The organism is Kitasatospora sp. NPDC056181 (assembly GCF_042266225.1).
Classification (GTDB): domain Bacteria; phylum Actinomycetota; class Actinomycetes; order Streptomycetales; family Streptomycetaceae; genus Kitasatospora.
The window spans coordinates 1-12,231 of record NZ_JBHJUK010000202.1; the positions used below are offsets into that span (position 1 = coordinate 1).

Below are 12,231 nucleotides of genomic sequence, written 5' to 3' on the forward strand. Positions count from 1 at the left end.
GGGCGCCCGCCCCCGGCCCGGGGTGGGGCGGGGGTGCGGGGTGTTCGCATCAGAGGAAGAGCACGGTCAGGGGGTGGGCGGAGTCCAGTCGGCGGGCAGGCCGGACCGGGTGAGGAGCTTGGCGAGGCTGTCGTGGTCCTGGTCCTGGTCCTGGTCCGAGCCGATCCGGCCGTGGCCGTCGAGGTCGAGAACGGTGGTCATCGGCACCGCGAAGGCCTCGGGTGCGCCCCTGAGGTGGCCGGCGTAGACGGTTTCGACGGTGATCCGGCCGCCGCCGCGGTGCGCGGCGCGCACGGTCGGTCCGGTCGGCCGAGGCCGGTCCGGTCAGCCGCGGCCGGTCCGGGCGTCCGCGTCGCCGTCCGGGATCCAGGAGCCGTGGACGCCGCCGGGCACCCGGCGGGGCAGGTGGACGGTGGCGACGTTGTCGAGGCCGGAGGCGTCGAGGACCAGCAGCTGCGAGGAGTCCTGCTTGAGGTCGGAGACGCCGGTGAGCAGGTAGCCCTCGTCCTCGCCGGTGGCCCCGGCCGCCGGGACGAAGACGGCCTCGCTGGGCAGCCGGGCGTCGCCGATCCGGCGAATCCGGCGGGCACCGGTCACCCGGTCGTACTTGACGACGCCGTAGCCGCCGAAGCCCTGCTCGTCGGGGAAGGCGACGGCGTACTGGTAGCGGTTCTCGGCGCCCAGGTACGCCTCGTTGAGGGTCGGGAACTCCACCGGCAGGTCGTCGACGATCCGCTCGTCGACGCTGCCGGCCGCCAGGTCGACCACCCAACGCCGCGTGTAGGAGCGGGAGCCGGGCTCACTGCCGCGTCCGGGCGCGCCGACCCACCAGTTCCAGGAGAGCCGGAATCCCTCCCGGTCCACGGTGGGGCCCTCCAGGACGATGCGGCCGCGGTCGTCCTCGTAGGCGTTCGCGACGTGCAGCATGTTGCCCGGTTCGATGGAGAACCAGCGGATCTTCCCGGCGCCGCCAGCCCCGCGCGGCATGACGCCGATGCGGGCGGGCTGCTCGTCGCTCCAGCCGTACGGGATGCCGGAGTGCTCGGAGGGGTCGAAGGTGACGTTGCCCTCGACGAAGACCACATGGTGGCGGGTGATGGCGAAGTCGTGCTTGAGCGAGGCGGTGGCGTCCGGCACCTCGACGCTGTGGACGATCGCGCCCTTCGCGTCGGCGACGTAGTACGTGAGGAACGGCGGGAGGGGCGAGGAGCCGAAGAAGTGGAGCTCGCCCGTCAGCGGGTCCTCCTTGGGGTGGGCGGTCATCGCGGTCCGCAGCCTGCCCTCGAAGTCGTAGGCACCGACGGTGTCCAGCTCCCGCGTGAGTTCGAACGGCAGGTTCGCCTCGCACAGGGCGAGCAGGCGCCCGGCGTGCTCGATGACGTGGGTGCCCGCGACGGAGGCGGTCAGGTCGGGGCCGTGCTCGGTCATGTACGGGGCGCCGTCGAGGGCGGGGGTGTGCACCCAGCGGTTGCGGTACCACTCGGCGCGGCCCTCGCGGAGCCGGATGCCGTGCACCATGCCGCTGCCCTTGAACCAGTGGGTCGGGGTGACGCCCGGCTTCGGGTTGTGGCCGTTGCGGACCAGCCGGCCGGTCAGCTCGGGCGGCAGGGTGCCCTCGACGGTCAGTTCGGTGGCGGTGAGCTCGTCGGCGACGGGCGTGAAGTGGCCGGTCAGGTACGGCGGTTTCTGGGAGGCGGTCATGGCAGATCCCTTTCGGTGACGGTGGAGACTGTGGTGGATGTGGTGGATGTGGTGGAGGTCGTGACGGTGGAGACTGCGGCGAAGGTGGTGACGGTCAGGCGTGCCCGGTGCGGGCCGCGCGGCCGTCGGGCCGCACCCGGGCCCCGGGGGCCGCGGTGGCATCGGTCGTCGTCCGGCCGGTGCAGCGGGCCAGGAGGACGGTGAGGAGCGCCGTGGCGGCCAGGACCGCGGCGGAGACCGCGAAGGCCGCGCGGTACCCGGCGGTCAGTGCCTCCAGGTGCCCCCGGGCGGCCGCGTGGCCGGTGACGGAGCCGGCGAGGGTGGTCAGGACGGCGAGCCCGATCGCGCCGCCGACCTGCCGGGTGGTGTTCACCAGCCCGCCGGCCAGCCCGGCGTCCCCCGGCGGGACGCCGTCCACGGCGAGCCCGGTGAGCTGGACGAAGGCGATGCCGAGGCCCAGACCGACCAGGAGGCTCGGGCCGAGGATGTCGGTGAGGTAGCCGCCCCCGGCGTCGATCCGGGACAGCCACAGCAGACCGAGGGCCTCGGTGAGCAGGGCGGCGGTCGTGGTCGCGGTCGCCCCGAGCCGCCGGGCCAGTCGCGGTGCCAGCGTGGCGCCGATCATATTGGCGGCGGCGAGCGGGAGTTGGCCCGCCCCGGTGGCCAGCGGCCCCGAACCGAGGACCTGCTGCTGGTAGAGCGGCAGGAAGAAGAACAGGGCGATCCACACCGAGCCCAGCAGTGCCATCAGCAGGTTCCCGGAGGCCACCCGGCCCGTGGTGAACAGCCGGGGCGGGATCAGGGCGTCCGGCCGGCGCCGCTCGATCACGACGAAGGCGGTGAGGAGGACGGCGGCGGCGGCCAGGGCAGCGAGCACCGGACCGTCGTCCCAGCCGGCGCCGCGTGCGGTGGTCAGGCCCCAGACCAGGCAGGTCAGGGCAAGGGTGACGGTGACGGTGCCCGCCAGGTCGAACCGTCCGGCCGCCCCCGCGGGCTGCCGACCGGTCACCGGACCGGAGTCCGCCGGGACGAGGACCGCCACGGCGGCCAGCACCAGCGCCGAGCCCAACGCGACCGAGTGGAAGATCCACGGCCAGCCCCACGCCTGGGTGAGCACGCCGCCCAGCAGGACGCCGCCCGCCCCGCCCGCGCCGGAGACCGCCCCCCACACCCCCAACGCCCTGCCGCGCCCGGTGCCGCCGGGGAACTGCGCCATCGCCAGGGCGAGTGCCGCCGGGGCGATCGCCGCGGCGGCGAGCCCCTGGACGGCCCGGGCCGCGATCAGCGGCCCCGGGGCGGTGGCGAGGCCCGCCGCCAGCGAGCCCGCCGCGAACAGCGCGAGCCCGACGGTGAGCACCCGGCGGCGGCCGAGCAGGTCGGCCGCCCGCCCGCCGGCCGGGAGCAGCGCCCCGAACGCCAGGCCGTAGGCGTTGACCACCCAGGTGACGGCGCCGTCCGAGAGGCCGGTCCCGGCGCGGATCTGCGGGAGCGCCACGTTCACGATCGAGGTGGCGACCATGACGGTGAACTGGGCCCCGGCGAGCGCCGCGAGCGCGGCTCCCGGGGAGCGGGACCGGCCTGGTGCCGGCGTCTTCGGTGCAGGTGCAACGTTCATGGCCGCAGACTCGGGCCGGCCGCTGTCCACGTGCCAGGCCCGTCGGGTCCGGGGACTGTCCACCACTGTCCGCACCTGTCCACCCCCGGACGGTCCGGACGCTCCGGACGGTGCGGGGCCGTCCCTTCGGACGGTGCGGCGCCCGTCCGTCCAGTACGGTGCGGACTATCCAGCGAGGGCCGGTCCGTCCGCGCCGGTCAGTGGGCCCGGCCACTGAGGGCTGATCACTGAGGGCCGTGCAGCTCCTGCTGCCACAGCGCCTCGGTGAGCAGGTCCAGGCCCTGGCGCAGATGCCGCCGGTACGTCCCGTACGGCAGGCCCAGCCGACGGGCGGCGCCCTCCTGGGTGGGCGCGCCGGAGAAGTAGCCGGCCGTCAGGGCCTCGCGGGCGCGGGCCCCGCGCGGATCCTGCGCGAGGTCGTCGACGGCCCCGCGGAGCAGGGCGCGCAACTCCTCGACGGGCTCGTCGAGGTCGGCCGCGAGGCGGCTGCGCAGCAGGGAACAGGTGGCGAACGCCGCCGCGTCGCGCCAGTGGGCCAGGGCCTCGCGCACGGCGTGGTCGAACGCGGTGCGCGAGACCCCCGACGGCCCGGCCTGGACCGGCACGGGCGTCGACGTCATGAAGTGGCGCAGCCAGGTCTCGACGGGCACCTGGCGCCAGTCGACGCCGAACACGCCGTAGGTGTGCGCGCCGACCCGCGGCCGCGCACCGGTGTCGTCGAGACTGCCCCTGACCCGTGCGGCCCACGTGTCGGCATCCCGCCAGACGGCGAAGCCGTAGGCGCGGGCCCGGGCGCGGGCCGACTCGGCCTGGGCGCGGGAGGAGCTGAGGTCCATCACGCGCGAGGGCACCTGGTACCGCTCGGGGTAGACCGAGAACCGGCTGATGCCGATGTGCTCGCCGGAACGCACCGGCACGGTGGCGTCGGTGTACGCCCACGCGGCCGCCACGACCGGGTCGGTGGCGAGGTCCTCGGGGTCGGCCGGCGCGGGCAGGGCGAGCCGGGCCGTGAACGCGACGATGCGTCCGGTGCTGACGAGCCGGTAGACGCTGAACGCCTGCGGCTGGCGCTGCGCCCAGTAGCGGACCAGGTCGGCGGACTCCGGGCCCTCGGTCTCGGCGGCCATCCGCAGGACGACGTCGAGGTCCTCCGGGCACAGCGGCCGGTCGTGCACCTCCTCCTCGCGCGACCAGGTGCGCAGCCGCGCCACCATCTCGCCCTCGCGGAAGAGGTAGAAGAGCTCGTCGGTGACGGTCCACACCCGCTCCTCGGGGGCCTCGCGCAGCAGCCGCAGGTACTCCTCGGCCAGCCGTCGGCGCATCTCCACGAAGGCGTTGGGGGCCCGCCAGCGCAGGTCCGCGGCGAGCGTCTCGCGGGCGGCGTCGTGCGGGTGGAGGCCGCGGTGGGTGGACTCCATGAACGGCAGGCCCCTGAGCCACCCGAAGAGCAGGTGGGCGTCCTCGCCGGGCAGGACGGTGGCGAGCAGTTCCTCCGAGGTCGCGCGGGCCTGCGCCGCCACCTCCAGGGCGCGGCGGTGGGCGGCGGTCGGCACCTCGCCGACGAGGCCGGAGAGCAGGGTGCGCAGCACGTCGGCCGAGGGCGCCCAGACACCCTCCCGACTCCAGTTGGCCTCCCTGGCGGCGGCGGCGAGGGAGAGCGCCAGCGGGTTGCCGCCGGCGAACCGCAGCACGCGTTCGCGCAGTTGGGGCGGGACCTGGGCGTTGGACAGCAGGCTGCGGGCCTGCGACTCGGAGAACGGCCCCAGTTCGACGACCCGCAGCAGCCCGGACCAGGCGGGGTCGGCGGTCCACTGGGGCTGCGGCGCGTGGCGGCCGGCCAGGACGACCAGGGTGTCGTCGGCCGCGCGGGGCAGGAAGCGCTGCCACAGCCAGCTCTCCAGCCACTGGCAGTGCTCGAAGGAGTCGACCGACAGGACCGTCCCGGGGACGTCGAGGAACGGCGCGGCGGCGCGTTCGAAGTCGGCCGGGTCCCGGCTCACGAAGCGGCCGTCCAGCTCCAGGAGCAGCCGCCCGGTCGCGCGGGCGTGGTCCGCGAGGCGGCGCAGCAGCGTCGACTTGCCGATGCCGCCCGGGCCGACGACGTAGAACGCGAACGGTGCCTGCGGGTCGCCGGCCAGGGCGTGCGCGAAGCCGTCGAGTTCCTCGTCGCGGCCGATGAAGGCCTGGGCGCGTGCGCTGCTCAGTCTCTGCTTGACGGAGGCCATGTGACGGCTCCTCTCCCCTCGTGGCGGTCGGCCCGGTCAGTCGGTCAGTCCGGTTGGCCCGGTCGTGTCGGTCGTGTTGTCGGATCCGCGCTGCCTCACCTGACGAGTCCCAGGTTCCGGTCGTCCTCGTCGCCGGAGACGAGCAGGGTGGTCTCCTCGACGAGTTCGAAGCGCCCGTCGGCGGCGAACCGGGCGAACAGGTACACCTCGGTACGGGAGGTGCGGCCGTCGCGCCGGGTGACGGTGACGGTGTGGCGGTCGGCGTAGCGTGCGCCGTCGCGGAGCTCGTCGTGGACCTCGACGTGCCCGCTGCGGACCAGGGAGCGCAGCCGGGTCATGTGCTGGACGAAGGCCGCCCGGTCGCTCCACACGCCGTTGGTGCGCTGGCGGTAGTCGGGGGTGAAGTGCCGGTCGACGGCCTCGTCGAGGGGGAGGTCCGGGTCCGGGGCGAGCAGCAGGTCGTTGAGGGCCCGGGTGATGTCGGTGGCGGTCATCTCGGTCTTCTTCCAGGAGGGGTCGGTGGAGTGCGGGCGGTGGTCCGGACCGTCATCCGTGGACGGGGGCCCGCGGTGGGCTCGTCGACGGGGCCGCGCGGCCGGTGGTGGTGTGGCGAGTGCTGGTGTGGCGGGTCGTGGCGTGGAGAGTGGCGGCGTGGACGGGCGTGAAGTCCAGCGACAGGGCGGAGGGGCCGCGGGTGTAGAGGCCGGTCTCCCGGTAGACGAAGCCGGGGCTGTAGCGGACCCGGTCGAGCAACGGGAGCAGCAGCGCGGCCACGGTCTCGATCTCCGCGCGGGCGAAGGCCGCGCCGACGTACTGGTGGAGGCCGGTGCCGAAGGCCAGGTGCTGGGCGGCCGCGGTGAACGAGCGGGCGGTGCCGAGGTCCGGACGGTGGAGGTCGAAGGTGTCCGGGTCGGTGAAGGCCTCGGGGTCGCGGTTGGCCGCGCCGATCATGCAGAAGACCGTCGCGCCCGCCGGGACGACCGTGCCGGCGAACTCGGCGTCGCGCTCCGCCAGTCGGGGGATGAGCTGGACGGGTGGGGTGCGGCGCAGGGTCTCCGCGATGGCGGCGGACACCAGGGCCGGGTCCCGGCGGACCTGCGCGAGCTGCTCCGGGTGGTCGATCAGGTGCTTGAAGAGCAGGCCGAGGGTCCTGTCGGCGGGCTCGACGGCGGCCACCAGCACATTGATGATCAGCGCGATCACGTCGCGGGTGCTCATCGTGATGCCGTCGAACCCGGCCGTGCAGAGCGCGGATATCAGGTCGGCGCCGGGGTGACGGCGGCGCTCTTCGACGACCGGGACGAGGTAGGCCTCCAACTCGCGGGCGAGGTCCAGGCAGACGCGGCGGCGGTCGTCGGTCAGCTCGATGGCGGTGACGAATTCGCCCACGCCGGCGAGCCAGGAGGAGACCTGCCGCCAGTCCCGCCGGTCCAGGCCGAGGACGTCCAGCGTGACGCGGACGGCGAAGGGCTTGCCGAAGTCGTTGACGAGGTCCATCCGCCCGCCGGCGAGGAGGGGTTCGAGGAGTTCGACGGCGTTGGCGCGGATCGTGCGGACCTGCTCCTGGAGCTCCTGCCCGGTGAAGGCCCGGACGGCGATCTTTCGCTTCGCGGTGTGCTCCGCCCCGGTCATCTGGGCGAGGACCGGCCCGCGCATCACCGGCTCGGCGCGCACCTGGAGCGTCTCGGTGGTGAAGGCCTCATGGTCCGTCAGCACCCGGTGCACATCGCGGTACCGGGAGAGGAACCAGCTGTCGATCGCCGGCTCGTAGTGCACCGGTGCGTGCTCCCGCAGCCAACCGAAGTGCCGGTCGGGTGCGGCGGCGAACTCCTCGGAAAGGATGCTGAAGCGGGGATCGGCCATGACGGGGCGGACCTCTCGGGGAACCGGGCGCCCAGGGAGCGCGGGGTCGACGTGCTGCTTCGGTGACGTGGTGCTCGGGTGGTGCTCGGGGTGGAGCTCGGGGACGGTGGGCGACGCTCAAGGAGGCGTCCGGCGGCGGTCCGTGGGGCGGGATCCGCTGCCCGGGTGCTCAGGCCGGGTGCTCAGGCCGGCGTCAAGGGGAACGAGGATCTCCGGCGACAACGGCGGCAACAGCGGCCGGAGTCGGCGGGAGGACGGGGGCGGCGGTCCGGGGCCCCGTGCGGCGCGACCGGGCCGCGGAGCGCAGCGCTCCACGCGGTGGCCGTGCTGGCAACTCGCACTCCGGGCAACGTCGTCGGTTCCTGCGTCGGGGCGGCCCGTCGGGGTCCACCGTCGGGATGGCGGCCCGCAGCCGGCCCACCCCCGGGCATTGACGTGGGCACTATAACCCGAAGCCCGAACGGCGCAACCAGGGCTTTCCCGTGCCAAGGGTGGTTCGTACCATGCCCGTTCCGGACGCGGACGGACCGTCGGGCGGACACCTGTGGACACCTCCGGATGCCTTGAACGCCTTGAGCACCTTGGACGCCTTGAACGCCTTGGACGTCTTCGGGCGGTGGCCGGACACCTGCGGACGTTCCCGCCTCGCGCGCCACCGGGCGCCGGACGGGACTTGGTGTTCGTCGGTGCTGCCCCCTCACGGCGGACGACACCGGCCGCCCGCTCCGCTGCTCGGACGCCCGCTTCGCTCCCCGGATGCGCGTTTCCCGAACGTCCGCCGGCGCGGACCCGGCCGGAGGTCGGTTTCCGGACAATCCACGGCGGGTGGGGGGAATTCCAAGGGAATTCGGCGGGCGGCACGTTGGGCATCCCCGCCGACGGGGCATGGGGAGCCCGTAGGTCAGGCCCGTTACCTCGGTGGTTGATGGCAGAAAAGAGATGCCATGGACAATTTCGACGGTGAAGTCCCCAAGCGCAACCCGGTGTTCTGCTCGCGCGTCGGCGCGGTTCTCGACCTCGACCGCGACGACCTGGGACACCCCGCCCACCCCGGCCTGTGGCGGCAACTCCTCGCCGACCGCAGGCCCGTCGAACAGCGCGGCCTGTACTGCCCGGACTGCCTGGCGAGCCGGCCGGAGCGGCCGGAGTGGATGTACGTCTACGAACGCGGTGGCCTGCGGATCGCCGCCCACCACAACCCGTCCCGTCGCCACCACGACATCGAGAGCGACGCGCACCAGGCGTACCGGGAGCGGTATGCCCGGGCCGCGGAGAGCGACGGTCACCGGGTCGAGGTGGCGCCCGTCGGCGGCGACGGCAGGCGACGGCCCGAGGTGCTGGTGACCGGTGCGGGCGGTCGCCGGTACGGCTTCCGGCCCCAACTGTCCTACCTCGCAGCCGGAACGGCCCGCGAGCGTGACGCCGCCGCCCGCGCGGCCGGGATAACCGCCGTCTGGCACACGGTCGACGCCGGGGCGCCGCTGATCGACGCCGTCCACTGGACGCGCACCGACAACCTTCCTGCCGCCGCCATCCGCGACAACCGCGACCTGCTCGTCCGCGGTGGCGTCCGGGCCCTCGTGTTGGAGCGGTGCGACCGCAGGCCGGGGCCCTGCTCGCGGCGGGGGAGTGGCAACTGCGCTCACCGCCACCCCCGTTGGGATCCGATGCCCCGTCAGTTCGACGACCTCGTCCGGGACATCGCCAGCGGTGCCTACGTTCCGCTCACCGTCAGGACGGGCCGTGGGCTGCACCGCTTCTGGGCCTGCGCCGCCGACCGGGAGGCCTTCCTCGACAACGGCGGGGTCCTCGCCGACCCCGAGTCCGAGGCGGAGTCCGTGCCCGAGTTCGATGCGGAGCTCGATGCGGAGTTCGACGCCGAGGCCGGTCCGGGAGCCAGTCCGGGAGCCAGTCCTGGGGCCAGTCCTGGGGCCGAGACCAGGGTCGGCTCCGGGGGCGACGTTCAGGCCGGACATGCGACCACCGGCCCAGGGACGGTTCCCCGCCGGCGGCACACCTCCCTGCGCCGGCGCAGGGAGGTGCAGTGCGTCCTGGACCGGGTCGAGCGCGGGCACCGCCGCCTCGACGCCCTCCCGCCGCGGGACACCGGCGAGCCCCTCAGGTTGCCGCCCGCCCCTGCTCGGCCCGCCACCGTGCCGCCCGTCCCCGCCCAGCCCGCCACGGTGCCGCCCACGGCCCCGGCGTGGCCCGAGCGGCCGCCGATCGCCCCGCTGCGCCCGCACGTCTGCTCGGCGGGCACGACCCCGTGCGGTGCGCCGGCCCGGCCCTACGCCGGCGGGTGGTTCTGCGAGGAGCACCGCCCCGGCCCCGGCTTCGGACGGCCGGGGCCGTGAGGGAGGGACGGTGACGGAGGGGCGGTGAGGGAGGGGCGGTGAGGGAGGGGCGGTGAAGGCGGGGTGAGGCGGCTCGCCGGCCGTCCGGCGCCCGGGGAATGAGATCCGGGACGGTGGTCGTTGCTGCCGACGTGACCACTGCAGCGCCTGCGATCCGTCTCTCCGTCCTCGACCGCTCCCGGACGCGGCAGGGGCAGGAGCCCGCGCAGGCGCTGCGCGACACGGTGGCCTTCGCCCGGGAGGCCGAGGGCTTCGGGTACCACCGCTTCTGGGTGTCCGAGCACCACGGCGTGCCGGGGGTGGCGGGCTCGGCGCCGACCGTGCTCGCGGCGGCGGTGGCGGGGGCCACCACCCGGATCCGGGTCGGCACGGGCGGCGTGATGCTGCCCAACCACCAGCCCTTGGTGGTGGCCGAGCAGTTCGGCGTGCTCGCCGCGCTGTTCCCCGGCCGGATCGACATGGGCCTCGGCCGCTCGGTGGCCTTCACCGACGGTGTCCGGCGCGCACTCGGCCGGGACAAGGACGCCGCCGACGCCTTCCCGGCCCAGCTGGCGGAGCTGCTCGCCTACTTCGACGGGGCGAGCCGCACGCACCGCGACGTCCACGCCCGGCCCTCCGAGGGCCTGCACGTCCCGGCCTTCGTGCTGGCCACCGGCGAGGGCGCCGACCTCGCCGCGGACGCGGGCCTCCCGCTGGTGATCGCCGCCGTCCGCGGGGAGGACCGGATGCTGGCGGCCATCGACCGTTACCGCGCCCGCTTCCGCCCTTCCGCACAGGCCACGGAGCCGTACGTGGTCGTCTCGGGCACGGTGGCGGTCGCCGGGACGCCCGAGCAGGCGCGCGACCTCCTGGTCTCCGAGGCCTGGTCGGGCGCCCACGCCCGTACCCACGGCGAGTTCCCGCCGCTCGCCCCCATGGCGGAGGTCCTGGCCCGGGAGATGACGGAGCGCGAGCGCGCCGCGTACGAGCAGTCCCTGCGCGGCCACATCGCCGGCACGCCCCGGCAGGCCGCGGCCGAGCTCACCGCTCTGATGGCGCGCACCGGGGCCGACGAGTTCCTCGTCACCACCAGCACCTACGACCGAGCGGCGCTCCTCGACTCCTACCGGCTCCTCGCCGAGGCCGTCCGCCTCCGCTGAGCCCTGTGCTCGGCGGGCCCTGCCCCTTCCACGACGCCCTGTGCTCTCGGTGGGCTGTGCCCCTTCCACGATGCCCTGCGCCTCGGCCCGGGGGAGTCCGCCGGCGGGGACGCGCTCTCGCCCGCCGGCGGACGCGGCTTCAAGCCCGCCCGGCCCCCGGTCATCGCCTGTCCGACCGGGTTTGTAGGGTCGTGATCATGAAGTTCTTCCGTTCCAAGGCCACGCCCCAGCACGACCCGCACCTCCCGGCCCTGACGACCGACCAGGCCGACCATCTGCGAGACCTCGTGCGCCGGCACCACGCCGGAGACCCCCGGGTCACCGTTGCCGGTGACACCGTGCACGCGCCGCAGGGCACGCGTGCCCTGCACAACCTCGCCGAGCTGTGCCGACGCGCCGACCCGCGCGAGTGGCACCGGCTGGTGGAGCACCACTTCCGCGCCCTCGACGGCGCCGAGGCGGCGACCCCGCAGGGCTCCGAGCAGATCCTCCGCTCGGCCTACCTGCGCCTGCTGCCCGAGGACGCGTTCCCGCCGGAGGCGGCGGCCTCGTTCAGCTACGTGCGCCGCGTCGCCCCCGGGCTTCAGGAGGCGCTCGCGCTGGACCTGCCGGAGGCCGTGCGACTGCTGGACGACCGGGCCGTGGCCGAGGTGGGGCTGGAGGCGCTGCGCGCGGCCGGGCGCGCCAACCTGGTGCGCGAGCCGGTGGAGTACGAGGTCGCCCAGGGCCGGGGCGGCGCCACCCTGCACATCGTCTCCGGCGAGTCGATGTTCGTCGCCAGCAAGGCCCTGGTCCTGGCCGACCTGGCCCGTGCGGTGACCGGGCGCGACCTGCCCGAGGAAGGCGCACTGTTCACCGTGCCGAGCCGGCACTACCTGGTCTTCCACCCGTTGGCCGGCCGGCAGGTGGTCGAGGCGGTGAACGACCTGGCGGCCTTCGGTCTCGGCGCCCACCAGGACAACCCGGGTCCGCTCTCGCCCCGGCTCTACTGGTGGCGCAAGGGCACCGTGACCTCGTTGACCCACATCGACGAGGCGACCCGCTCGTTCTCCGTGGCCCCGCCCGAGGAGCTGATGGCGATCCTGCGCCGCCTGCACGAGACCGGCGCCTGACGGTCCTCGCGGCCGCGCCGCCCGCCCCGGTTGGGGGGGGCGCCCCCCCCGGCGGGGCCGCCGACCCCGCCGCGCCGGCCCCCCGCGCCCCCCCCCCCCCCGCCGGGCCCCCCTCCCGGCGCCCCAACCTCCCGGGCGCGGCCCCGTCCGGCCCCCCCGCCCCCCCCCACGACCCCGAGTCGCACCTGATCCCGCTGGTCTTCCAGGCCGCCCTGGGGCAGC

At 75.0% G+C, this 12,231-nt stretch carries 9 protein-coding genes; 3 read left to right on the forward strand and 6 right to left on the reverse strand.

Going from position 1 to position 12,231, the window contains the following annotated elements:
* Positions 1–66 precede the first annotated feature (66 nt).
* From ACFC1F_RS39735 to ACFC1F_RS39760, 6 genes are all read right to left on the reverse strand, one after another.
* Positions 67–294 (reverse strand): hypothetical protein, encoded by a 228-nt coding sequence (locus ACFC1F_RS39735; RefSeq protein WP_376166174.1) that lies wholly within the window; start codon positions 292–294, stop codon positions 67–69.
* Positions 295–324: 30 nt separating this feature from the next.
* Positions 325–1,701, reverse strand: a complete 1,377-nt coding sequence (locus ACFC1F_RS39740; RefSeq protein ID WP_376166177.1) for a carotenoid oxygenase family protein — start codon at positions 1,699–1,701, stop codon at positions 325–327.
* 94 nt (positions 1,702–1,795) lie between these two features.
* Positions 1,796–3,316: an MFS transporter gene (locus ACFC1F_RS39745; protein ID WP_376166180.1), complete on the reverse strand. Its 1,521-nt coding sequence runs from the start codon at positions 3,314–3,316 to the stop codon at positions 1,796–1,798.
* A 224-nt stretch (positions 3,317–3,540) separates the two neighbouring features.
* A complete protein-coding gene (locus ACFC1F_RS39750; protein ID WP_376166183.1) occupies positions 3,541–5,541 on the reverse strand; it encodes an AAA family ATPase in 2,001 nt (666 codons plus the stop codon).
* Between the two features lie 95 nt (positions 5,542–5,636).
* Positions 5,637–6,035, reverse strand: a complete 399-nt coding sequence (locus ACFC1F_RS39755; RefSeq protein WP_376166186.1) for a nuclear transport factor 2 family protein — start codon at positions 6,033–6,035, stop codon at positions 5,637–5,639.
* Positions 6,036–6,087: 52 nt separating this feature from the next.
* Positions 6,088–7,404, reverse strand: a complete 1,317-nt coding sequence (locus ACFC1F_RS39760) for a cytochrome P450 (RefSeq protein ID WP_376166189.1) — start codon at positions 7,402–7,404, stop codon at positions 6,088–6,090.
* Positions 7,405–8,348: 944 nt separating this feature from the next.
* On the opposite strand from ACFC1F_RS39760, the gene ACFC1F_RS39765 reads away from it, so the two are divergent.
* The 3 genes from ACFC1F_RS39765 (at position 8,349) to ACFC1F_RS39775 (ending at position 12,009) form a co-directional block, all read left to right on the forward strand.
* Positions 8,349–9,758: a hypothetical protein gene (locus ACFC1F_RS39765; RefSeq protein WP_376166192.1), complete on the forward strand. Its 1,410-nt coding sequence runs from the start codon at positions 8,349–8,351 to the stop codon at positions 9,756–9,758.
* Between the two features lie 131 nt (positions 9,759–9,889).
* Positions 9,890–10,897, forward strand: a complete 1,008-nt coding sequence (locus ACFC1F_RS39770) for an LLM class flavin-dependent oxidoreductase (RefSeq protein WP_376166195.1) — start codon at positions 9,890–9,892, stop codon at positions 10,895–10,897.
* A gap of 197 nt (positions 10,898–11,094) precedes the next feature.
* Positions 11,095–12,009, forward strand: coding sequence for a hypothetical protein (locus tag ACFC1F_RS39775; protein ID WP_376166198.1), 915 nt, complete (start codon positions 11,095–11,097; stop codon positions 12,007–12,009).
* Positions 12,010–12,231 lie beyond the last annotated feature (222 nt).